This is a genomic window from Modestobacter marinus, from assembly GCF_019799945.1.
Lineage (GTDB): Bacteria > Actinomycetota > Actinomycetes > Mycobacteriales > Geodermatophilaceae > Modestobacter > Modestobacter marinus_B.
In genome coordinates, this window is the sequence record NZ_JABGCH010000005.1 from 117,914 (window position 1) to 139,184 (window position 21,271).

General features: G+C 74.1%; 22 protein-coding genes, 1 pseudogene and 1 riboswitch. Of the genes and pseudogenes, 11 read left to right on the plus strand and 12 right to left on the minus strand.

Annotated elements, in window-relative coordinates:
• The first annotated feature begins 76 nt into the window (after positions 1–76).
• Positions 77–748 carry an acVLRF1 family peptidyl-tRNA hydrolase gene (locus HK417_RS06990; RefSeq protein ID WP_222264763.1) on the plus strand — a complete coding sequence of 224 codons (672 nt, stop codon included), beginning with the start codon at positions 77–79 and terminating at the stop codon, positions 746–748.
• Here the strand turns inward: HK417_RS06990 and HK417_RS06995 are convergent, their stop codons facing one another.
• On the minus strand, positions 749–1,810 hold the full coding sequence (locus HK417_RS06995; protein ID WP_222264765.1) for a nitronate monooxygenase: 1,062 nt from the start codon (positions 1,808–1,810) through the stop codon (positions 749–751). It abuts the gene before it with no gap.
• Positions 1,811–1,882: 72 nt separating this feature from the next.
• Between HK417_RS06995 and HK417_RS07000 the strand changes: the two genes are divergently transcribed.
• Positions 1,883–2,578 (plus strand): alpha/beta hydrolase, encoded by a 696-nt coding sequence (locus tag HK417_RS07000; RefSeq protein WP_222264767.1) that lies wholly within the window; start codon positions 1,883–1,885, stop codon positions 2,576–2,578.
• 53 nt (positions 2,579–2,631) lie between these two features.
• On the opposite strand, the gene HK417_RS07005 is transcribed toward HK417_RS07000, so the two are convergent.
• Positions 2,632–3,396, minus strand: coding sequence for a DUF2382 domain-containing protein (locus HK417_RS07005; RefSeq protein WP_222264768.1), 765 nt, complete (start codon positions 3,394–3,396; stop codon positions 2,632–2,634).
• A gap of 88 nt (positions 3,397–3,484) precedes the next feature.
• On the opposite strand from HK417_RS07005, the gene HK417_RS07010 reads away from it, so the two are divergent.
• The 3 genes and pseudogenes from HK417_RS07010 to HK417_RS07020 all read left to right on the plus strand — a co-directional run bounded on the left by HK417_RS07010 (position 3,485) and on the right by HK417_RS07020 (position 6,745).
• Positions 3,485–5,518: a HelD family protein gene (locus tag HK417_RS07010; RefSeq protein ID WP_222264770.1), complete on the plus strand. Its 2,034-nt coding sequence runs from the start codon at positions 3,485–3,487 to the stop codon at positions 5,516–5,518.
• Positions 5,519–5,620: 102 nt separating this feature from the next.
• Positions 5,621–5,871: pseudogene (locus HK417_RS07015) on the plus strand (DUF2568 domain-containing protein).
• 19 nt (positions 5,872–5,890) lie between these two features.
• Positions 5,891–6,745, plus strand: a complete 855-nt coding sequence (locus HK417_RS07020; RefSeq protein WP_222264775.1) for a PPK2 family polyphosphate kinase — start codon at positions 5,891–5,893, stop codon at positions 6,743–6,745.
• Here HK417_RS07020 and HK417_RS07025 read toward each other — a convergent pair.
• From HK417_RS07025 to HK417_RS07040, 4 genes are all read right to left on the minus strand, one after another.
• Positions 6,735–7,571 (minus strand): YhjD/YihY/BrkB family envelope integrity protein, encoded by an 837-nt coding sequence (locus HK417_RS07025; RefSeq protein WP_222264777.1) that lies wholly within the window; start codon positions 7,569–7,571, stop codon positions 6,735–6,737. The two genes, HK417_RS07020 and HK417_RS07025, sit on opposite strands and share 11 nt — an antisense overlap.
• Before the next feature lie 46 nt (positions 7,572–7,617).
• Positions 7,618–7,761, minus strand: a complete 144-nt coding sequence (locus HK417_RS07030) for a hypothetical protein (protein WP_222264779.1) — start codon at positions 7,759–7,761, stop codon at positions 7,618–7,620.
• Between the two features lie 107 nt (positions 7,762–7,868).
• The gene (locus HK417_RS07035; protein WP_222264781.1) at positions 7,869–9,422 is read right to left on the minus strand and encodes a phytoene desaturase family protein; all 1,554 of its coding nucleotides are present in this window, start codon (positions 9,420–9,422) and stop codon (positions 7,869–7,871) included.
• Positions 9,419–9,871 carry a GNAT family N-acetyltransferase gene (locus tag HK417_RS07040; protein ID WP_222264783.1) on the minus strand — a complete coding sequence of 151 codons (453 nt, stop codon included), beginning with the start codon at positions 9,869–9,871 and terminating at the stop codon, positions 9,419–9,421. The genes HK417_RS07035 and HK417_RS07040 overlap by 4 nt, the downstream gene beginning before the upstream one ends.
• Before the next feature lie 350 nt (positions 9,872–10,221).
• A riboswitch (cyclic di-AMP (ydaO/yuaA leader) is annotated at positions 10,222–10,365 on the plus strand.
• 16 nt (positions 10,366–10,381) lie between these two features.
• On the opposite strand from HK417_RS07040, the gene HK417_RS07045 reads away from it, so the two are divergent.
• The 3 genes from HK417_RS07045 to HK417_RS07055 all read left to right on the plus strand — a co-directional run bounded on the left by HK417_RS07045 (position 10,382) and on the right by HK417_RS07055 (position 13,297).
• Complete coding sequence (locus tag HK417_RS07045; protein ID WP_222264785.1) at positions 10,382–11,446, plus strand: C40 family peptidase; 1,065 nt, start codon at positions 10,382–10,384, stop codon at positions 11,444–11,446.
• Positions 11,447–11,617: 171 nt separating this feature from the next.
• Positions 11,618–11,962, plus strand: a complete 345-nt coding sequence (locus HK417_RS07050) for a DUF3817 domain-containing protein (protein WP_222264787.1) — start codon at positions 11,618–11,620, stop codon at positions 11,960–11,962.
• A gap of 9 nt (positions 11,963–11,971) precedes the next feature.
• Entirely contained in the window at positions 11,972–13,297 is a 1,326-nt protein-coding gene (locus tag HK417_RS07055; RefSeq protein ID WP_222264789.1) for a serine hydrolase domain-containing protein, read from the plus strand.
• A 7-nt stretch (positions 13,298–13,304) separates the two neighbouring features.
• Here HK417_RS07055 and HK417_RS07060 read toward each other — a convergent pair whose 3' ends face one another.
• Complete coding sequence (locus tag HK417_RS07060) at positions 13,305–13,952, minus strand: transposase (protein WP_222264791.1); 648 nt, start codon at positions 13,950–13,952, stop codon at positions 13,305–13,307.
• On the minus strand, positions 13,900–14,457 hold the full coding sequence (locus tag HK417_RS07065) for a helix-turn-helix domain-containing protein (RefSeq protein WP_222264793.1): 558 nt from the start codon (positions 14,455–14,457) through the stop codon (positions 13,900–13,902). The genes HK417_RS07060 and HK417_RS07065 overlap by 53 nt, the downstream gene beginning before the upstream one ends.
• 598 nt (positions 14,458–15,055) lie before the next feature.
• On the opposite strand from HK417_RS07065, the gene pepN reads away from it, so the two are divergent.
• The 3 genes from pepN to HK417_RS07075 all read left to right on the plus strand — a co-directional run bounded on the left by pepN (position 15,056) and on the right by HK417_RS07075 (position 18,531).
• Positions 15,056–17,656, plus strand: coding sequence for an aminopeptidase N (pepN, locus tag HK417_RS07070; RefSeq protein ID WP_222264795.1), 2,601 nt, complete (start codon positions 15,056–15,058; stop codon positions 17,654–17,656).
• Positions 17,657–17,740: 84 nt separating this feature from the next.
• Positions 17,741–17,989 carry a M14 family zinc carboxypeptidase gene (locus HK417_RS26890; protein ID WP_368858515.1) on the plus strand — a complete coding sequence of 83 codons (249 nt, stop codon included), beginning with the start codon at positions 17,741–17,743 and terminating at the stop codon, positions 17,987–17,989.
• Entirely contained in the window at positions 17,929–18,531 is a 603-nt protein-coding gene (locus HK417_RS07075; RefSeq protein WP_222264797.1) for a hypothetical protein, read from the plus strand. Before HK417_RS26890 ends, HK417_RS07075 begins: the two co-directional genes overlap by 61 nt.
• Positions 18,532–18,808: 277 nt before the next feature.
• Here the strand turns inward: HK417_RS07075 and HK417_RS07080 are convergent, their stop codons facing one another.
• The 4 genes from HK417_RS07080 to HK417_RS07095 all read right to left on the minus strand — a co-directional run bounded on the left by HK417_RS07080 (position 18,809) and on the right by HK417_RS07095 (position 21,079).
• Positions 18,809–19,153, minus strand: coding sequence for a TfoX/Sxy family protein (locus HK417_RS07080; protein WP_222264798.1), 345 nt, complete (start codon positions 19,151–19,153; stop codon positions 18,809–18,811).
• Between the two features lie 109 nt (positions 19,154–19,262).
• Positions 19,263–19,889 carry a maleylpyruvate isomerase family mycothiol-dependent enzyme gene (locus HK417_RS07085; RefSeq protein ID WP_222264800.1) on the minus strand — a complete coding sequence of 209 codons (627 nt, stop codon included), beginning with the start codon at positions 19,887–19,889 and terminating at the stop codon, positions 19,263–19,265.
• Between the two features lie 166 nt (positions 19,890–20,055).
• A complete protein-coding gene (locus HK417_RS07090; protein ID WP_222264802.1) occupies positions 20,056–20,535 on the minus strand; it encodes a hypothetical protein in 480 nt (159 codons plus the stop codon).
• A 43-nt stretch (positions 20,536–20,578) separates the two neighbouring features.
• Positions 20,579–21,079: an Lrp/AsnC family transcriptional regulator gene (locus HK417_RS07095; protein ID WP_308123428.1), complete on the minus strand. Its 501-nt coding sequence runs from the start codon at positions 21,077–21,079 to the stop codon at positions 20,579–20,581.
• Positions 21,080–21,271 lie beyond the last annotated feature (192 nt).

Consider the following 21,271-nt stretch of genomic DNA (forward strand, 5'->3'; position numbering starts at 1 on the left):
GGCCGAGGAGGAACAGCACAGGGGCGGCCGAGTTGGCCCCGTGCCAGCAGTCGACGCCACCTGGCACGATCGCCCGATGACCTCTCCCCGGCCGGCTGCCGGTGGTGGCCGGGTGCTCGGGGTGGCCCCCGAGCGGCTGGGTCGGTGGCTGGACGGCGTCGCCGAGCGGCACGGCGCGTTCGCCGACGTCCGGGTCGCGGACGACGGGAGCCTCGCGGTCACCTGCGCTGACACGACGACGCTGCGGCTGACCGCCCCCTACGGCTGGACCCCGGGCCCCGCCGCGCTGACCACGTTCACCGCCGCCGCCCGGGAGCCCCGGCGCACCGCCGTCCTGCTGGTCCGCCGCGGCCGCTGGGCGGTGGGCGTCTTCGACGGGCCGGAGCTGGTCGTCTCCAAGGTCGACGCCCGCCAGGTCCAGGGGCGCACCGCCGCCGGAGGCTGGTCGCAGCAGCGCTTCGCGCGGCGGCGGGGCCACCAGACCGACGCCGTCGTGGGGGCGACCGCGGACACCGCCGCCCGTGTGCTGCTGCCGCACGTCCCCGGGCTCGTCGCGCTGGCTCCCGGCGGGGACCGCGGGCTGGTCAGCGAGGTGCTCGCCGACCCGCGGCTGCGCCCGCTGGCCGAGCTGCCGCGGCTCGGGCCGCTGGACGTCGGCGAGCCGACGAAGGCGGTGCTGCTGACGACCCCGGCCCAGTTCCGTGCGGTGCGGGTGCACATCGTCGAGCCGGGGGAGCGGGCGCCCTAGCTAGGCGAGCAGCTCCGCCGCGGCGGTGAGGGCCGTCCGCGCGTCGGCGGCCAGGCGCCGCACCAGCTCCCCGGCCGGCACGGCCTCGGCCAGCCCGTGCGCCTGGCCGGCCCACAGGTGCAGCCCCTCCGCGTCCCCGGCGGCGCGGGCCGCCGCGCGCACCGGGGCGGTCATCAGGTGCACCTCCGGGTACGCGGCCGGGGCGTCGTCGCCGAGCTCGACGGTGGCCCGGTTGACCAGCGCCCGGGCCCGCCGCCCAGTGAACGCCCGGGTGACCGTGGTCGGCCGCCCCGCCGGAGCCGGGCCGTCGACCAGCGCGGCGGCGTGCGCCGGGTTCGTGCCCGCCTCGGGGGTCCGGAGGAACGCCGTGCCCAGCGCGGCCAGCGAGGCGCCGGCGGCCAGGACGGCGGCGACCCCCGCGCCGTCGGCGATGCCCCCGGCGGCGACCAGCGGCAGGTTGGTGACCCGCCGCACCAGCCGGAGGAGCGGCAGCAGCCCGAGCTGTCCCGGCTCCTCGTCCGACCCGCCACCGCGGTGCGCGCCGGCCTCCCACCCCTGGACGACCAGCGCGTCGGCTCCCGCAGCGGCTGCGGCGCGCGCCCCCTCGGGGTCGGTGACGGTCACCCACACCGCGGACCCGGCGGCGTGCAGCCGGTCGACCGCGCCGTCCGGGGGCAGCCCGAAGGCGAAGGAGACGACGGCGGGGGCCAGCTCCACCAGCCGGTCCACCTTGGCGGCCAGGTCGTCGTCGCTGTGCTCGGGAGTACCCGGCGTGACGCCGTACCGCTGCGCCCAGGCGGTGACCCGCTCGGCGTGCGCGGTCAGGACGGCGGGGTCCGCGGCGGGACCGGCGGCGAAGACGTTGACCCCGAACGGGGCGTCGCTCGCCGCCCGCAGCTCGGCGACCTGCGCGGCCAGCTGCTCCGCCGTCCGGTAGCCGGCGGCCAGGAAGCCCAGGCCGCCCGCCTCGCCGACGGCGGTCACCAGCGCCACCGTGGAGGGCCCTCCCGCCATCGGGGCGGCGACGACGCGGGCGGGGACGGGCGGGAGCGGCCGGGTCATCCCGGCAGACCACCACCCCGCCGGCGTTCCGGCAAGGGTCCACCGCGGCGCCCGCCGGGTAGGGGAGCGCGGGTGAGCTCCCCCGCGCGCGCCGCCGACGGGCGCCTGCACAGCCGCCCGACGCCCGCGCCCGCCGGCCCGCCGCTGCCCGCGGGGACCACCGCGCTGCGGTTGCCGGGCGCGGAGGTGTTCGTCGCGGTGCCGGACGGGGTGGCCGCCGGCCCCCGCCCGCTGCTGGTCTTCCTGCACGGGGCCGGCGGCTCGGCGGGCCACGCGGTGGCCGCCGTGGCCGGGCAGGCCACCGCCCGCGGGGTGGTCGTCCTGGCCCCCACCTCGCTCGCGAGGACCTGGGACCTGATCGCCGGCGGCCTGGGCCGGGACGTCGCCGTCCTGGACGCCGCGCTGGCCGAGGTGTTCGGCCGCTGCGCGGTCGACCGGGTGGCGTTCGGCGGGTTCTCCGACGGCGCGTCCTACGCGCTGTCCCTCGGCGTCGCCAACGGCGACCTGGCCGGTGCCCTGCTGGGCTTCTCGCCCGGCTTCCTCGCTGCTCCGGCACGGCACGGCAGCCCGCGGGTGTGGATCTGCCACGGCACCGACGACCGGGTGCTGCCGGTCGCCCGGTGCGGCCGGCGGGTCGCCGCCGACTTGGCCGCCGCCGGGTACGGCGTCACCTACGACGAGTTCGGCGGCGGCCACGTGCTGACCCCGCACCTGGTCGCCGCGGGGCTCGACTGGTGGCTGAGCGCCCCCGCCCCGCCCACCCCGTGATCATCGGGGAATGGCTGCCCGACACGCCGGCGGGGCCTGCCAGATGCCGATGATCAACGGGCCTCGGGGGCAGGGGGTGCGGTGGGGCCGGCATCGGTGGTGCTCAGCTCGATCTGCTCGCGGCGCACCTGGTCGCCGTGCTGCTGCTCCTCCGTCGTCCACGAGGTCGCGAGGCGGACCTTCTCCAGCGGCACCCGCTCCAGGGTGACCCGGGGCTGCTCGCCCCAGAGCGTCACCCACTCCGTGGTGCTGGTGGGCCGCTGCGCGCCGGGCTCGCCCGGGGTGGGGTCCGTGCGGTCGGTGCTCCCGGGGGCGAGCGGGCGGTACTCGATCCGGGCGCGCTGCCGGGTGATGGTGACCGGCACCATCACCTCCTCGGTCACCTCCTCGACGTGCAGCACCGCGCGGCTCCACGGCTCGACCACGGTGCGCACCCGCACCTGCTCCTCCGACCGGGTCATGGCCGTGTCGGTGCCCGCGCCGGCGTCGGTCGGGTCCCCCCGGTAGTGGGCGCGCAGCGTCGACTCCTCCTCCGGGCTGAGCCGGTCCGGGGAGGCGGGGTGGGGGGCGGACCGGACCGCGGCCGCCGGCACGGTCAGCCGCAACCGGCCGTCGGTGAAGACGGCGTCGGTGATCGGCGCGACCACCGCCACGTCGTCCGGGTCGGCCGTGGCGTGCAGCCCGGAGGTGAGCCCGACCCAGGTGGGCCGCTCGGTCGCGTCGTCCACGAAGACGGCGGTGACGGTGCCCAGGGCGTTGCCGTCCCGGTCCTCGGCGATCGCCCCGATGACGGGCGGCAGTGCGGAGTCGCTGGCCATGGGCGGTGGATGATCCGGCACCGCGCGGTCTACACATCGCCGCGCGCTGCTTGAGCGGAGCGGTCGCCGCGCGTAACGTCCTCCGACGGTGTCTCATCCTCCCGCCCTCTCCGAGACCGCCCCCGATCCCGTCCTCACCGCCGAGCGCGCGCACCTCGCGCACGCGGCCGACTGCCTGACCCGGATGCGCGCCTCCGCGGTCGCGGTCGCCGACGCCGGCGTCGACTCCTGGGCCTCCGAGCGGCTCGGCGCCGCCCGGGCTGAGCGGCTGCGGTCGCTGGCGTCCCACCCCGGCGTGCCCGCGTTCTTCGGCCGCACCGACGGGGAGTCCGAGACCTTCCACATCGGCCGCCGGCACGTCCGGGACGCGGCCGGCGACCCGGTGGTCATCGACTGGCGCGCGCCGATGAGCCGACCGTTCTACCAGGCCAGCGCCGCGGACCCGCAGGGCGTCGCCCGCCGCCGCCGGTTCGGGTTCGCCGGCGGGCAGCTGACCAGCTACGACGACGAGCTCCTCGGCGCCGGGGACGAGCACGAGAGCGACGTGTTGAGGCAGGAGATCGAGCGACCCCGCAGCGGCCCGATGCGGGACATCGTGGCCACCATCCAGCCCGACCAGGACGACATCGTCCGGGCTCCGCTGGGCGAGTCGATCTGCGTGCAGGGCGCCCCCGGCACGGGCAAGACAGCGGTGGGGCTGCACCGCGCCGCCTACCTGCTCTACACGCACGGCGGGCAGCTGGCCCGCAGCGGCGTGCTGGTGGTGGGGCCGAACCGGGCGTTCCTGCGCTACATCGAGCAGGTGCTGCCCGCGCTCGGAGAGGTCGACGTCGACCAGGCCACGGTGGCCGACCTGACCGCGCGGGTGACCGTCCGCGCGGAGGACCCCGCGGAGGTCGCCGTCCTCAAGGGCGACGCCCGGATGGCGCGGGTGCTGCACCGGGCGCTGTGGGGGCTGATCGGCAAGCCCACCGACTCCGTGCAGGTGCCGCTGGCCGGGCGGCGGTACCGGGTCGGACCGGACCGGCTCAAGCGGCTCGTCGACGACCTGCGCCGCGCCGGCACCGCCGCCGACGACCAGCAGCTGGTCCACTACGCCGCCGGCCGGGAGCGGCTGGGCATGGCGCTGGCCGAGTACGCGCGGCGGCTCAAGGAGGCCGGCGGTGGCAGCCCGAGCGACGCCGAGACCCGCAGCGCCGCCCGCAGCGCCGAGGTACGGGCGTTCCTGGGCGCGCACTGGCCGGCCGTGGACGCCGCCGCCCTGGTCGCCGCGCTGTTCACCGAGCCCGACCGGCTGGCCCGCGCGGCCCGCGGCGTCCTCACCGAGGAGGAGCAGGCCCTGCTGCACTGGCCCCGGGCGCCGCGCCCGGTGCGGACCGCGCCGTGGACCGCCGCCGACGCGGTGCTGGTGGACGAGGTCGCCGGGATGCTCGAGCGCACCGCCGGCTACGGCCACGTGGTGGTCGATGAGGCCCAGGACCTCTCGCCGATGCAGTGCCGGGCGGTCGCCCGCCGGCTGGCCGCCGGGTCGCTCACCGTGCTGGGCGACCTCGCCCAGGCCACCAGCCCGTGGTCGGCGGCGGACTGGGCCGTCACGCTCGGCGCGCTGGGCCGGCCCGGGACGACGGTGCGTCCGCTGACCCGCGGCTACCGGGTGCCCGGCGAGGTGCTCGACTTCGCCAACCGGCTGCTGCCGCTGATCGCCCCGGCGCTGCCCGCGGCCACCGCCGCCCGGTCCGAGCCGGGGTCCCTGCGGCTGCGGCCGGTGTCGGCGCTGGCCGGGCCGCTGACCGAGGTGGTCGCCGAGCTCGTGGCCGCCGAGGGCTCCACGGGGGTGGTCTGCGCGGACGCCGCGGTCGGTGAGGTGGTGGCGATGCTGGCCGCGGCCGGGCTGGAGGTGGCCGCGGTGGCCGACGACGGCGCCGCGCCCGCCCGGGTCGCCGTGGTCCCGGCGACGCTGGTCAAGGGGCTGGAGTTCGACCACGTCGTGGTGGTGGAGCCGGCCGCGATCGTGGCCGCGGAGCCGCGCGGGCTGCACCGGCTCTACGTCGTCCTCACCCGGGCGGTCAGCAGCATGGTGGTGCTGCACCGCGGTGAGCTGCCGGAGGTCCTGACCGGTTGACGAGAGCACTGCTCTCGACAACTGCTGCCTGGTCGCCTTGGGGCTGCTCGGCTGGGGCGGCTGGCTGCTCGGTGGGGCGGCTGGCTGCTCGGTGGGGCCGGAGTGCTCCGCGTCGTCCTCGCGGTCACGCTGCCGGCCGCGGCCGCCGTCCTGTGGGGCCTGTTCGCGGCCCGCAGGCGACGTTCCCGTCGACCGGCGGCCGGCTCGCCGTCCAGCTGCTGGTCTTCGGCGGGGCGGCCGTGGTGCTCGCGCTGGCCGCCTCCCCGCGCTGGGGCGCGGCGTTCGCGGTGTTCGTGGCCGCGAACCTGGTCGGAGCGGCGCTGGCACCGGCGGTGGAGACCGTCGCGGCCTGACGGTCCCTAGGCTCCCGGCATGGCCGCCTCGCTGCGCCAGGCGCTGCGCGCACCCGCCGCCCCCGTCGTCCTGGCCGACCTCGACCCGCGGGCCATCCCGCAGGCGCCCGGGCACAAGGAGGCGACGAAGGAGGCGACGCGCGCCGACGCCGCCCACCTGGCCGAGCTGCAGCGGCGCCTGTACGCCGAGGCCACCGGCGGCAGCCGGCGCCGCGTGCTGCTGGTGCTGCAGGGCATGGACACCAGCGGCAAGGGTGGCGTGGTGGAGCACGTCCTCGGCGCGGTGGAGCCGCACGGCGTGCACGCGGTCACCTTCGGCCGGCCGACGCCGGAGGAGCTGCGGCACTCCTTCCTCTGGCGGGTCCGCCGTGCGGTGCCCGCCCCCGGCATGATCGGCGTCTTCAACCGGTCTCACTACGAGGACGTGCTGGTCAGCTGGGTGCGTCAGCTGGCCGAGCCCGAGGTGGTGGAGCGCCGCTACCGCGAGATCGTCCGGTTCGAGCGCCGGCTCGCCGACGACGGCGTCACCGTCCTCAAGGTCTTCCTGCACGTGTCGCCGTGGGAGCAGAAGGAACGGCTGCTGGCCCGGCTCGACGACTCGGGCGCACGGTGGAAGTTCGACCCCTCCGACGTGGACGACCGGGCGCTGTGGCCGGAGTACCAGCGCGCCTACGCGGTCGCGCTCGAGCGCACCGACTCCGACGCGGCGCCGTGGTACGTCGTCCCGGCCGACCGCAAGTGGTACCGCAACTGGGCGGTGGGGCGGCTGCTGCGCGAGACGCTCACCGAGCTGCAGCCGCGGCTGCCCGAACCGTCCTGGGACGTCGACGAGCAGCGCGACCGGCTGCTGGAGGAGCCGCCCCTCACCGGCTGAGCGCCGGCGTGCCGCGGCGGATCCGCTCGTCCAGCGCCTGGGTGCCCAGCCAGCCGGCCAGCAGCACCAGGTGCAGCAGGAACAGCCAGAAGCCGACGGCGACCACCCCGCCGACCACGGTCAGCCCGCCGAACGGGGCGCCCAGGTCGATCGGCAGGGCCAGGAACAGCACGAACCCCTGCAGGAAGCCGGACAGGCAGGCCGCGGTGAACAGGGCGCCGACGGCGACGGCGGACCACCGCAGCCGCTCGGCAGCCACCACCCGGAACACCCAGATCAGCGGCACGGTGAGCGCGGCGAGGACCGAGTAGTAGCCGACGGCGAACGCGGCGAGGCCCGAGCTGACCCCCGGCTCCTCCGCGAGCCGCGCCAGGGCCGCGCCGGCCACCAGCAGCGGGTACATCAGCAGCGGCGCCAGCAGCAGCAGGGGGAGGGACAGCGCGCGGCCGCGCCAGGCGGTGAACCGGTCCTGCGTGCTGCTGAACCGCAGCAGCGCCCGGCGCAGCCCCTCGCCGTAGAGGGAGATCGGCAGCAGGGTCAGCAGCGCCTCGACCGCGCTCAGCCCGGTGCCGGCCTCGGCCAGCCGGCCGAGCGCCCGGGGGGCGCCCAGTTCGGCCGGGAGCACCCCGGCGAGCTGGTCGGTCAGCTCCCGCACGGTGCCCGGGCTGGTCACCCAGCTGGTCAGGCCGAGGGCCAGCACCAGCCCCGGGACGACGGCGATCCCCGCGTAGAAGGTGAGCCCCGCGGCGATGAGCGCGGTGTCCCGCCCGCGCAGCCGGACCCGGACGGTGGCCAGCAGGCCGCGCACCTCTCTCGCCACCTGCACCGGGCCATGTCACCAGGTCGCGGGGCGTCGTGCCCGTCGAGGGGGGTCAGCCGAGGGCGGACACGAGAATCATGTAGCCGAACGCGACGACGATGATCAACGCGATCGTGACGAGGATGAGCGTGCGTGCCCGGCTCCGTGGCAGCTTCTCCCCACCGTCGTCGGCGGGGCGCTTCGGTGCGGTGCTCATGCGGTCTCCCGAGTGGCGTCGGAGGGAGCCGGCCGGGGGATGACCGGCTCTGTCTGGGTTCCCCGTGACCTGCCGCCCACGCATCGCCGCCCGCGTCAGCGGGTCGGTCACCGCCCCAGCAGGTGCTGGGCGGCGGCGAAGCCGCCCAGCCCGCTCACCGCGCCCCCGCGGACGGTCCCGCCCGACGACGCCGCGACCACCCGGGGGTGCACGGTCGCCACGCCCCAGCTGCCCGCCTCGGTGGGCTCGGCGGCCAGCGGCCAGGACAGGTCGCCGTGGAAGATGTGCCCGCCGGGCATGGCCAGCGAGGCCTCCACGTCCAGCGGGGACGCCGCCTGCAGGCACGGCCGGCCGTCGGCGTCCCGGGCCAGGCAGTCCAGCAGCGGCTCGGCCAGGTACGCGTCCAGCTGGCCCACCACCCGGGCGACCGCCTCGTCGCGGGTGCCGGCGGGGTAGGCGGAGAACAGCTCCGCGGGGGTGTGCAGCCCGAAGAGCGTGAGCGTGTGCAGGCCGGTGCCCCCGACGATCGTCGGGTCGGTCAGCGAGTGGCAGTAGACCTCGAACGGGATCACGTCGGGCAGCCGGCCGGCCGCGGCCTGCGCGTACGCCGCGTCGATCTGCGAGGCGGCCTCGTCGACGTGGAACGTGCCGCTGAACGCCCGGTGCGGGTCGTCGCCCGAGCGGAGCCGGGGCAGCCGGGCGAGCACCATGTTGACCTTGAGCTGCGAGCCCGACGGCCGGGGAGCGGGGGCGGCGTCCAGCAGCTCGTCCAGCACGGCCGGCGCCGCCCCGGAGACGGCGAACCCCGCGTCGGCAGCGCGCGCCGTCCCGTCGTCGTCGGTCCAGTGCACGGTGACGCCGTCCGCCCGGGTCTCGATCGCGGTGACCGTCGCCCCGGTGACCAGCTCGGCTCCCGCGGCGCGCGCGGCCGTGGCGATCGCGCCGCTCACCGCGCCCATCCCGCCGGCCGGCACCCGCCACCGCCCGGTGCCGTTGCCGATCAGGTGGTACAGGAAGCACCGGCCGGCCAGGCCGTCGGCGGCGTGGACGTCGGCGAACGTGCCGATCAGCCCGTCGGTGAGCGCGATCCCGCGGACGACGTCGTCGGACAGGTGCGCAGCGACCACGTCGGCCAGCGGGCGTTCCCGCAGGTCTTGCCACAGCTCCCGGTCCCGGAGCCGGCCGGCGAGCTCCGCCTCGCCGAGCAGCGGCTCGGTGAGGGTCGGCGCGAGGTCCTCGGCGAGGGTCGCCAGCCGGCCGTAGAACCGCTGCCAGCCGGCGAACTCCGCGTCCCCGCCGGTGAGGGCGTGGAAGGAGGCGGCCGTCGCCGGGCCCTCCTCCCGCTCGATCAGCAGCCCACCGTGAGCGCCGTCACGCACCAGGGGGGTGTAGGAGGCGACCGCGCGGTCCAGCAGCGTCACCGACAGGTCGAGGTCGGTGACGATCCGGTCGGGCAGGAGGCTGACCAGGTAGGAGTACGCCGACAGTCGGACGTCGACCCCCTCGAACACCTGCTGGCTGATCGCGGCCCCGCCGAGCACGGGCCGCCGCTCCAGCACCAGCACCGACCACCCGGCGCGGGCCAGGTAGGCAGCGGCGACCAGGCCGTTGTGCCCGCCGCCGACGACGACGGCGTCGTAGCGGGCAGCCGGGCCGGTCACGTGAGGCCCCGCGCGAGGAAGAGGGAGTCCTGGTCGTCCCCGTGGTGGCCGAACGCGGCGGCCGGCTCGTACCCGGCCCGGGTGTGGAGGCCGACGGCCTCGGGCTGCCGGGGACCGGTCTGGAGGCGGCGGGTGGTCCAGCCGCGGCTGAGCGCCTCGACCTCCAGGCCGGCGAGCAGCAGCTTGGACACCCCGCGCCGCCGGGCGGCCGGGACGACGTAGATCCGCTTCAGCTCGGCCTCCCCGTCGCCGAGGGGGCGCAGCGCCCCGCAGCCGATGGGCGTGCCGGCGTCGTCCCGCGCCAGCAGGACCACGGCGACGTCGGAGGCGGACGGCGGCCGGCCGGACTCGCCGGCGCCGTCGTAGCGGGCGCGCAGCTCCGCCTGCTGCTCGGTGGTCAGCCGGGCGACCTCCGGGTCGTCCCAGGCGGCGGAGGAGATCGTCGGCACCGGCTCATCCTGGTGGGTCGGTGTGCGCGTGGTGCAACAGGCCCCACACGAACTGGGCGCGGACCCCGCCGGGCAGGTGCTTCTCCCAGCGGTGCGACCTGGTCGGGCCGCGTGTCGGCCATCCGGCGGAACGGGACGAGGCAGAACTTCTGCCGGGCCAGGCCCTGGACACCGCGGGCCTGTCACGCTCCGTCAGCGTGTCGAAGCACACGCTCGGACTTTTTGCACAGATTGACCGAAGCCGTTTGTCACGACCACATAACGCCCCCTATGGTCGAGCGCGGTTCGGACGGGCACCTACGCCACCTCCCGGGTGACGACCGGCCGGACCGCCGCCGAACCACGCGGCCCGTGCACGACCGGCGGACCGCAGGACCGGGGACCCACCGCAGTACTGGGGTGAAGCACTCCGCGGCCCGTCTCGGGCCGCCGGTGCCGGGCGCCTTCCCGCCCGAACCCGTCAGCTAACTCGGTAGGCGGCACGTGGAAGAAGGGACACACCCGCCAGACATGGCGCGTTCGCACAGCCCTGCCCGTCGGCGGGCGACCCCTCGTCGGGTCCTCCTCACGCTCCTCGTCGCCGGCGGCGTCGCGCTCACCCCGCTGCCGGCCCTGGCCGACCCCACCACCTCGGGTGAGGCCGCGACCCTGGTCGCCGAGAAGGCGCACGAGCTCGAGGTCGTCACCGAGCAGTTCAACGACGCCCGTGAGGAACTGAAGGCCAAGCAGGCCGCGGCCGACGAGGCCGCCGCCCAGGCCGAGGCCGCCGAGACCGCGCTGACCACTGCCCGGGACTCCGTCCGCGAGGTGGCCCGCAGCGCCTACACCGGCGAGCGGCTGAGCACCCTCGAGGCGATGCTCAGCAGCTCCTCGTCCGACGAGCTGATGGACCGCGTCGGCACCCTCGACGTCATCGCCGCGCACAACACCGAGGTCCTCGCGGCGGCCCAGGCCGCCGACGACACCGCCAAGCAGGCGCAGGACGCCGCCGCCCGGGCCGCGGCCGACGCGCGGGGACAGGTCGACCGGGTCGCCGCCCAGCAGAGCGACCTGAACGCGCAGATCGCCGACTACCAGGCCCAGTACGAGCGGCTGACCGCCGCGGAGCAGGCGGCCTCCCGCGCCGATGCGGAGCGGTCGCACTCGAACACCTCGGCCCTGCCGCCGGGTGCGGTGCCCGCCCCCGCGGCTCCGCCGGCCGGCCCGGTCGTCGGCGGCAGCGGTGCCGCGCAGGCCGCCGTCAGCACCGCCATGGCGCAGGTGGGCGACCCGTACGTCTGGGCCGCCGCGGGGCCGAACTCCTTCGACTGCTCCGGCCTGGTGCAGTACGCCTACGCCGCCGCGGGCATCTCCCTGCCCCACTCCAGCAAGGGCCAGGCCTCGACGGGCCGCGCGGTCAGCCGCGGCGACCTCCAACCCGGCGACGTCCTGGCCTTCTACAGCCCGGTCAGCCATGTCGGCATCTACATCGGCAACGGGCAGATGGTGCACGCGCCGACGTCCGGCAGCACCGTCAAGGTCGTCCCGGTCGACTACATGGGGCAGATCACCGCGATGCGCCGTCTCGCCGGCTGAGCACGGACCCGGTCCTCCTCCCCGCTCGCAGGCTCGCGGCGAGCCTCTGGACCGGGCCGCTCCGCGGCACGTTCCGCCCCGGTCGCCCTCGGCGACCGGGGCTCCGTGCCGTCCGGGGGACGTCCGTCACATCCGGGAGCCCGCGCGCCCGGTCGCGCGTTGACCCCGGTCGTGGCTCCCCGACTCCTCGATCCCCCGACCGTCGCCCGCGCCTTCCGCGCCGTCGCCATCGCCGAGGCGGTGTCCTGGGTGCTGTTGCTCGCCGGCATGTTCGTGAAGTGGGTGCTGGGCACCTCGGAGCTCGGCGTCCAGCTGGCCGGGCCGGTGCACGGCGCGGTCTTCGTGCTCTACGTCGGGCTCGCCCTCCTCGCCTGGCGGGTGCTTCGCTGGACCCCGCGCACGGCGCTGCTGGCCCTCGCCGCGTCGGTCCCCCCGTTGGTCACCGTCTGGTTCGAGCGGTGGGCGCAGCGTGCCGGGCACCTGCCGTCCGGGGCGGCGACGGCGACGGCTGACTAGCCTCCGCCCATGGTCGAACCCGTCCTGCCCACCACCGCCCACCGGCTGCTCGCTCGCACCGCCCGCGTGCAGCGGGACGGCCGGGCGCCGAGCCTGGTGGCCGGGGTGGTCCGGGACGGCGGGCTGGCCTGGTCGGGGGGTCGAGGGGACGTCGCCGAGCCGCACACCGACGTCCAGTACCGGCTCGGCTCGATCAGCAAGACGATCACCGCCGTCGTGGTCATGCGGCTGCGCGACCAGGGCCGGCTGGGCCTCGACGACCCGCTCGAGGAGCACGTGCCCGGCACGCCGCTCGGCGACCGGACGGTCGGCCAGCTGCTCTCCCACCTCGCCGGCGTGACCTCGGAGAGCCCCGGCGGCTGGTGGGAGCGGGTCCCCGGCGGCTCGCTGGCGGACCTGCAGCTCACCGCGGACGACGTCGTGCTCGGCACCTCCCGGCGGTTCCACTACTCCAACCTGGGGTTCGGGCTGCTCGGGGAGCTGGTCGCCCGGCAGCGCGGGCGGTCCTGGGAGGACGTCGTCCGGGACGAGGTGCTCGCCCCGCTGGACATGACCCGCACGACTGCCCGGCCCAGCGGCCGGGCGGCCGCGGGAACGGCCGTGCACCCGTGGGCCGACGTCGTCCTCCCCGAGCCCGAGCACGACGCCGGGGTGATGGCGGCGGCCGGCCAGCTGTGGGCGACGCTGGCCGACCTCGGCCGGTTCGCCGCGTTCCTGCTCGGCGACACCGGGGAGGTGCTCTCCCCGGCGACCCTCGAGGAGATGACGGTGCCGGCGGGCGTGGACCCCTCGGTGCCGGGCTGGTCGGCCTACGGGCTCGGGCTGCAGGTGCTACGGGTGGACGGGCAGACCCTGGTCGGGCACGGCGGCTCCATGCCCGGTTTCCTCGCCGGCGTCTTCGTCGACCGGGTGGAGGAGGCCGGCGCGGTCGTGCTGGCCAACACGACCAGCGGGCTGGACCCCCTGGTGCCCGGGCTGCTCGGCGACCTGCGCGAGGCCGAACCGCGGATCGTCGCCGCCTGGGCGCCGCAGCCCCCGCCGGTGCCGCTGGAGCAGCTCGGCGTCTGGTTCTGGGGGCCGGCGCCGCACGTGCTGCGGGCGCAGGGCGGCGGGCTGCTGCACCTCGGGCCGATGCCCGGGCGCGCGGGCCGGGCCAGCCGGTTCGCCCCGCGACCGGACGGCACCTGGGTGGGGCTGGACGGCTACTACGCCGGCGAGACGCTGCGCATCGCGCCGGACCACCTGGACCTGGCGACCTTCGTCCTCACCCGGACGCCCTACGACCCCGAAGCCCCGGTGCCCGGCGGGGTCGACGAGCGCGGCTGGACGGCCTAGTGCCGGGTCAGGCAACCTTCGCCCTCTTGATGGTCTCGGCTCGTCGGATGACCTTGCGGAGCCTGGGATCGGAGACATGCCGGTTTCGCCAGGCGATGTAGCGGCGGATCATGCTCGCCTGCTCGCGGTGGGACTCGTGGTCGGTGCCGTCGATGGCGAAGTAGCGCAGCGCAGTGAACTGGGCCTCGATGCGGTTGAGCCAGGAGCCGTAGAACGGCACGTAGGCCAGCTCGATGTTGTTGGCCGCAGCCCACTCGCCGACTCGGGGGTCGGTTCTGGTGGAGAGGTGCGGGCTGAAGTTGTCCAGCACGATCGCGATCCGCGCGTTGGCCGGATGTAGCGAGCGCAGGTAGCGGCAGAAGGCGAGGAACTCGGTGCGGCCCTTGCGGGCTTTGACGTGACCGTAGAGCCGATCGGTGGACAGGTCGTAGCCGGCGATCAGGTGCCTCACGCCGTTCGGTCGGGTGTAGGTGGCCCGCCGGCGCCGTCGCCGGGGCCGCTCCTGCTCGCCCTTCCCGGTCACCACCGGGGCCCACTGCTTGCCCGGGTGGGGCTGAAGGTTCAGCGGCCCGAACTCGTCCACGCAGATGACGACGGTCGGGTCACCGGGGCCGGGACGGCGGTGCCCGTCGGCGATCGCGTAGAGCTCCAGCACCCGGTTCTTCTTGGTCTCGTAGTCCGGGTCGGTGCTGGTCTTCCAGGTCTTGACGGCCTGGAAAGGAGACGCCCTCCTCGCGCAGCAGCGTGCGCAGGCCCTCGTGGGAGATGTCGTCGACCACCCCCTCGGCGACCAGGAAGTCGGCCAGCTTGGACAGGCTCCAGGTGCTGAACGGCAGCCCGTGATCGGTCGGCCGACTCAGCGCGGCCTTCTTGATCTCCTGCCGCTGTTCGAGGCTGAACTTCGGTGGTCGCCCACCGGCGTACTTCGGTTTCAGTGAGTCGAAGCCGTCGGCGTTGAAGTTGTGCAGCACGTCCCGAACCCGGTCGGGGCTGGTGAAGGTCACCTCGGCGATCTGCGGCACGGCCATGCCTTGCGCCGACAGCAGCACCATCTGGGCTCGTCGCCAGGTCACCACCGACCCGCTGGACCGGCGGACGATGCGCAGCAACCTGTTGCCCTCGTCGTTGCTGATCGGGCGGACCTGCACGCGATGGACCATCTCGCATCTCCTGCGGGGAAAACAGGATCAGACGAGCGCGACGGTCCACCCGCTCAGGACCTCGGTCAGGAACGCCGGCCGGTGTGTCGCGAAGCGGGGCCAAGGTTGGCAGCCGCAGCACTAGTAGTCGGCGGCGGCGTCGAAGTCGGGCCGCGGTGTCCCGCGCCGATGCATGGGCTTCTGTAGATCCAGGTCTTCACCGGTCCACGGCTGTAGGTCAACGGTGCCTTCACTCGGTGGCTGTTCGGGGTCCAGTCCGTCGGCGGATCGACGGTGCGTGGCACTCGGGCGGCTGGTGACGCAGGAGTGACATCGAGGTGACGCGTCATGCGCGAGCATCTGGGTTGTCGAGTTCGTCGGCCGCCGCGTGAGGTCGCGTCGATGAGGTCGCGTCGACCGGCCAAGGCGCGCGGTGGCGTCGACCAGACATGCTGCGGCGCAAAGATGCCCGATCGAACTGCCTCGTACCGGTTCGCGATGCCGTGGCGTACGTCAACAGCCGACCAGGTCCCGCACGTGGTGCTGCGCATCAGCCGACATCCGAAGGACGTGCGTCGGCTCGGGACGGATCGCGGAAGAGAAGGGATGTGGAAACGCTATGGCATCGCCGAATCTGACTCGAATTCAGGCCGAACGGCGGGCCGCGTTGCTGGACGTGGCCGATTACGCGATCGAGGTCGACCTGACCGACGGCAGCGGTGCGCCCGGCGAGGCAACCTACGCCACCACCACGACAGTCCGCTTCGCCTGTCGAGAACCCGGTGCCGGCTGCTGGATCGACTTCGTGGGCGCGGGCGTGCGGTCGGCGGTGCTCAACGGGACAGAGCTGGATGTCTCCGGCTACCGCGAGGACGACGGCATCGCCCTACCCGAGCTTGCCGCGGACAACGAGCTGATTGTGGTCGCCACGGGTCGCTACACGAACACCGGCCAGGGCCTGCACCGCTTCGTCGACCCGGCCGACGGGAGCGTCTATCTGTACACGCAGTTCGAGACGGCCGACGCCAAGCGGTTGTTCGCCTGCTTCGACCAGCCCGACCTCAAGGCCCGCTACACGCTCACGGTGCACGCGCCCCGCGAATGGCAGGTCGTGTCCAACACGGTGGCCGAACGCACCACCGACGGCCCCAGCGGGGCCGTCACCCACCATTTCGCCGCCAGTGAGATCATGAGCACCTACCTGGTTGCGCTCGTGGCCGGGCCGTACGCACACTGGCACGACGAGTACGTCGACGACGACCGTACCGACGGTGCCGCGGCAACCGTTCCGCTGGGGCTGTACTGCCGCGCTTCGCTGGCTCAGTACATGGACGCCGACCGGCTGTTCGCCGAGACCAAGCAGGGCTTCGGCTTCTTTCCGCCCAACTTCGGGGTTCGGTATCCGTTCGGCAAGTACGACCAGCTGTTCGTTCCCCAGTTCAACGCCGGCGCGATGGAGAATGCCGGCGCGGTGACCTTCCTCGAGGACTACGTCTTCCGCTCCCGGGTCACCCGCGCGAGATATGAGCGCCGCGCCGAGACCGTGCTGCACGAGATGGCGCACATGTGGTTCGGCGATCTGGTGACCATGCGCTGGTGGGACGATCTGTGGCTGAACGAATCGTTCGCCACCTGGGCGAGCATCTTCTGCCAGACCGAGGCCACCGAGTACACCCAGGCCTGGACGACGTTCGCGAACATCAAGAAGAGCCGCGCCTACCGCCAAGATCAGTTGCCCTCCACCCACCCCATCGCGGCCGACATCCCCGATCTGGAAGCCGTGCGGGTCAACTTCGACAGCATCACCTACGACAAGGGCGCGAGCGTGCTCAAGCAGCTCGTCGCCTACGTCGGGCGCGAGCCGTTCCTGGCCGGACTGCGCGCCTACCTGACCGCGCACGCCTGGAGCAATGCCACCTTCGCCGACCTGCTCGCCGCCCTCCAGGCGGCGTCCGGGCGGGACCTGTCCGGCTGGGGCGCGCAGTGGCTGAAGACCACCGGGCTGAACATGCTCCGTCCGTCGTTCGAGCTCGACACCCAGGGCCGGTTCACGCGATTCGAGGTGATGCAGGGCGGAGCCCGGCCCGGCGCGGGCGAGCTGCGCACCCACCGGATCGCGGTCGGCCTCTACGACGAGCGCGACGGCCGGATCGTGCGCACCCACCGCGTCGAGGTCGACGTCACCGGCGAGCGCACCTCGGTAGCGGCCCTGGTCGGAGTCCCGCGCGGCAAGCTCGTGCTGGTCAACGACGACGACCTGACCTATTGCGCGCTGCGCTTCGACCCGGCCTCACTGGCCACTGTGCTGGACCGGATCGGCGACATCGCGGATTCTCTTCCCCGCAGCCTGTGCTGGTCGGCGGTGTGGGAGATGACCCGCGAGGCCGAGCTCAGAGCGCGTGACTTCACCGCTTTCATCGCCGCTGAGTTCGGCACGGAGACCGACATCGGTGTGCTGCAGCGGCTGCTACAGCAGGCGCAGATCGCGGCCAGCTCCTACGCCGATGAGCCCTGGGCGGCCGAACACGGCTGGCCGCTGCTGATCGACGCCCTGCTCTCCACCCTCGACACCGCGCCTGCCGGCTCCGACATCCAGCTCGCCGTGGTCAACGCGCTCACCGCAAGCCTGCTGCCGCCGCCGATCCTGGAGCGGATGCGCGGCTGGCTGGCCGGAGTCGACGTGCCCGACGGCCTGACCGTCGACACCGACCTGCGGTGGCGGCTGCTGCATGCCCTGATCGCGCACGCCGCGGCCACCGGAGCCGACATCGACGCCGAGCTGAAGCGCGACCCCACCGACAGCGGCCGGCGGAGCGCGGAGCAAGCCCGCGCCCTGATCCCGACCCCCGAGGCCAAACAGCAAGCCTGGCAGCGCGCCGTCCACGACGACGACCTGCCGCGAGCCATCACCGTGGCCATCGTCAACGGGTTCAACCACCCCGCCCAGCGCTCCCTGCTCACCCCTTACGTCGAGAAGTACTTCGCCGAGATCGCCAACCTGTGGGGCCGACGCACCAGCGAGCAGGCCCAACCCGTGGTGACGGGCCTGTTTCCCTCCTGGGCGGTCGACAAGACCACCGTCGACGCCGCCGACGCCTGGCTCGCCGACCAGTCACACCCCTGCGACGCACCGCAGTGGAAACCGCTGTGCCGACTGGTGTCGGAAGGCCGAGCAGACCTCATGCGTGCCCTGACCGCACGGGAGTTCGACCGCAGCTGACCACACCGAGCGACCCCCCCACCTGGTCTGCCCGTACGGCCGGAGCAGACGCCCACTGCGCGCAAGCGGTGCGCGGCGGGCGGGATGTGGCGCAAGAACCGCCGCTTCGCGGAGCCTGGGCAGCCGGCGTGCCCCACCGGCGGCGGGAACGGCCCCGGCGTCGACCTCAACCGCAACTACGACTTCCTGTGGGACTTTCCCACCGCGTTCCGCCCGCAGGCGCCCGTTGCCACCTCCACGAACCCTGCGAAGAGATCTACCGCGGACCGGGCGTGGTCTCCGAACCGAAGACCGCCAACGTCACCTGGCTGCTCGACCAGATCCCGTCGGTGACCCACTTCATCGACGTCCACTTCTTCGGCGAGCTGATCCTCGACAACTGGGGCGACGACGACCAGACCACCGATCCGTCCATGAACATCCACAACCCGACTACGACGGCCAGCGCGGCATTCCGGACAGCTCTCCCGGTGCGGACCCGCACAAGTAGCGGGAGCACCTGCCGGCTGCCGATCTGGGCGAGGCGTCCCTCTGGGCACCGTCATGCGCGACGCCATCCAGACGGCACCCGGCCGGACGTACACCGTAAGGAGCGCCGTCGGGCTCCAACTGACTCCACCACGGGCATGGTGCTCGGCTACACGATCGAGTGGGGGCCGCGACGGAAATCGATCCCCAGGAGCTTCCACCCCGGCTGCTCGGACATGGTGCCCATCATCGAGGAGATCACCGCCGCGCTCCTGGCCTTCTGCTCCGCCGTGGCCAGCCGCATCGGCGAGCTCCAGCAGAACGACCACGCCGCAGCAGTGCCCGGACAGAGGTCTCCAGCGAACAAGGTGGCGCATATCGCAAGCGGGCGTGGTCAGCCGCAATGACCGCACCTCACGGAGCCGCCTGCCCTCAAGGCGCGCGGCTCCCCGGCCGCTCCAGACACGCCCTGCCCACGACCTCCAGGTCGCCCTCGGCCTGCGACAGGTCAAGGTGACGGTCAGGACGCGTCTAGCCCGATACCTCTCAGGGGCAAGTCCGCACGGATCGCGATGAGCTCCTTCTGCCGCGCTCTCGTCGAGCTAGGCGCATCTTCTCAATGAGTGGCGGATGCTGCGGGGGTCCCGCTCGATCGGCCTCGCGCGGTCGCTCGGTCCGTCCCGGTCAACGCTCTGCTGCCTTCTCGGCGTTGTACTCCAGGACGGCGTCGATCCAGAAGTGCAAATCCCTGTCTTCGGTGAGCGCATCCCCATCGACGGTGATCCAGCCCTCGCCCATCGACCGGCCCTTGCCCATCTCTGCCCGGCGGGCCCCGTCCAACTCCAGGTACTCGGCATCGCGACTGCGCGACACGCGCACGAGCAGGGCGCCCCCGCCGCCCGAGACGCAGGCCACCATCTTGTCGTCGACCATGAACGCGAGGCCACCGAACATCTTCACCTCACGGACATTCCCGACATCAGAAACTGCACCGCGAACGCGGTCAGCGAGCTCGGCATCGTAGGTCACCCGCTGTCCCCTTCCTGGCGAGCTGCGAAGCGTAGGTCCTCCGGTCGCTGAGAGACCCGTCCACACTCATGCCGGATTGGGTCTCTACCCGTTCTCGATGCGGACCGGGTCAGGCCAGTCGGCCACGCAACGTCGACACGCCGTCGCCACTGAGATGGCCGAGTGCGGTCGTGCGGCCGGTGATCGACAGCAGGAGCGCCTCGGCGTCGCCGCTCACGGTGGGACCGCTGCCGTGAGCCCAGTCGATGTCGTTCGCCTCGAATCGCAACCCACCCAGCGTGCCCTTGGGGACGATGCCACCGACGGGAGCGGCCGTCAGGAAGGTCAGCGACTTGTGCAGGCGCTCCTCGGGGACGTCGCGGGGCAGCCCCAGCGGCCAGCGGATGTCCAGGCCGTGCACCAGGAGGTCGGTGAGGGGCGCCTCAGGACCTGAACCGGGAGGGGTGAACCGCGAGTCGGCCTTCCGAGCCAACACCTCGGTGAGCTCGCCGAAGGGCCGACGTGCCTGCTCGCGGGTCAGCCGGACGTTCGCTCGGTCGAAGTTCCCGCGGCACGCCAGCATGGCCAGCACGAACTTCGGGGTGCTCACTTCCAGGGGCACGACCAGGTGCGCCACCACGTCGTGCACGCTCCATTCGTCGCACAGGCTCTGCGTTGCCTGCTGCTCACCCGTCAGTCCCGACATCAGGGCAGCCAGACCGCGACGCTCGTCGGCGATCTCCGCGAATGTGTCCACAAGATGATGCTGGCATGTGGACCAGGGCCTGTCCTTCACGTGCGGGCGCGACCAGGTTCGATCGCCGCCCACTGCTCATCGGTCAGCACGCACGCCCACCGGTCCGAGATCCCCGTACCGGGCGCCCCGTGCTCGGGAGACACGCCCTCGTCGACGGCCGTCGTCCTCAGCCGAAGGCGTCCATCGTCGCCTTGACCACCGCCGCGTAGACCACGTGCGGGACGACGTCGCTGACCCAGTCGGTGGTCGACCAGGTGCGCGGGTCGGTGATGCCCAGCGCGGTCATCGGGCCGTTGGCGGCGACCAGGACGCCGGCGCTGATCAGCCCGGTGCCCACCAGCGGCCGGGACCGGAAGCCGGTCGCGCGGACCAGGCCGGTGAGGACGCCGACCCCGATGCCGGCGGCCAGGCCGGTCAGCGGGCCGAGGCCCTCCACCCGGTTCGAGCGGGTCTGCCCGTCCCCGGGAATGGGCACGTGCGCCTTCTCCGCGAGTGCCTCCACCGTCCGTTCGGGCGTGGAGCTGCTCGCGCGCCCACGGACGACCATGTCGAGGTAGGTGACGGCGTTCAGCGCGCTCGTCCCGGCCGCGCCGGCCGCCGCGCCGCGCAGAACCCACCCCAGCGTGCCGATCCTCCGACTGCTCATGATCACGCGGCTACCCGGTCCGGCGGCGTGGCGAAACCGGCGGTCAGCCCTCCTCGGCGCGGGCCGGGCCGGCCGCGCGCTCGAGCAGCGGGATCATCCGGGGACCGACGAACCTCCGCAGCGCCAGGTTGGTGTCCGTGCGCTGGACGCCGGGGATGGCGAGCACCTGCTCGGTGATCCGCCACAGGTCGTCCGCGTCGACGGCGACCACCCGCACGAGCAGGTCGACGACGCCGGACAGGCCGATGACCTCGAGCACCTCCGGGATCCCGGCCAGCGCGGCACCGACGTCGGCCAGGCTGGTCTGCACGACCTGCACCGTCACGTAGGCGGTCAACCGGTAGCCCAGCGACTCCGGCCGCACCCGCAGGTCGAACGGGTCGAGCACGCCGCCGGCCTCCAGCCGGGCCAGCCGCGCCTGCACGGTGTTGCGGGCCAGCCCGAGCCGCTGCGCGAGGCCGAGCACGGTGGCGCGCGGGTCCTCCGTCAGGGCGAGCAGCAGCCGCGCGTCGGTGAGGTCCAGCCGGTCGGGACTCGCGGGCACGGTGTGCAGTCTGGCATGCGAGGACGTCCTAGCAGTACCCATCGTGCGCAGTCGCGCGCCCGACGGTTGCGCAGATCGGCACCTGGGTGATCTATTGCGCGGAGCCCCCGGCATGCCACCATGTGTGAGCGGTGCCACATCCCGGGCGCCGCGAGAGCACGTCCAGCGACGGTTGTCCGGCGACCCCGGGCT

What these genes read in the sequence shown, in the direction of transcription:
- HK417_RS06990 (WP_222264763.1), top strand. Translation starts at nt 77, where the DNA reads ATGACCTCTCCCCGGCCGGCTGCCGGTGGTGGCCGGGTGCTCGGGGTG.
- HK417_RS06995 (WP_222264765.1), bottom strand. Translation starts at nt 1,810, where the DNA reads ATGACCCGGCCGCTCCCGCCCGTCCCCGCCCGCGTCGTCGCCGCCCCG.
- HK417_RS07005 (WP_222264768.1), bottom strand. Translation starts at nt 3,396, where the DNA reads ATGGCCAGCGACTCCGCACTGCCGCCCGTCATCGGGGCGATCGCCGAG.
- HK417_RS07020 (WP_222264775.1), top strand. Translation starts at nt 5,891, where the DNA reads ATGGCCGCCTCGCTGCGCCAGGCGCTGCGCGCACCCGCCGCCCCCGTC.
- HK417_RS07030 (WP_222264779.1), bottom strand. Translation starts at nt 7,761, where the DNA reads ATGAGCACCGCACCGAAGCGCCCCGCCGACGACGGTGGGGAGAAGCTG.
- HK417_RS07045 (WP_222264785.1), top strand. Translation starts at nt 10,382, where the DNA reads ATGGCGCGTTCGCACAGCCCTGCCCGTCGGCGGGCGACCCCTCGTCGG.
- HK417_RS07055 (WP_222264789.1), top strand. Translation starts at nt 11,972, where the DNA reads ATGGTCGAACCCGTCCTGCCCACCACCGCCCACCGGCTGCTCGCTCGC.
- HK417_RS07065 (WP_222264793.1), bottom strand. Translation starts at nt 14,457, where the DNA reads ATGGTCCATCGCGTGCAGGTCCGCCCGATCAGCAACGACGAGGGCAAC.
- pepN (WP_222264795.1), top strand. Translation starts at nt 15,056, where the DNA reads ATGGCATCGCCGAATCTGACTCGAATTCAGGCCGAACGGCGGGCCGCG.
- HK417_RS26890 (WP_368858515.1), top strand. Translation starts at nt 17,741, where the DNA reads ATGTGGCGCAAGAACCGCCGCTTCGCGGAGCCTGGGCAGCCGGCGTGC.
- HK417_RS07090 (WP_222264802.1), bottom strand. Translation starts at nt 20,535, where the DNA reads ATGAGCAGTCGGAGGATCGGCACGCTGGGGTGGGTTCTGCGCGGCGCG.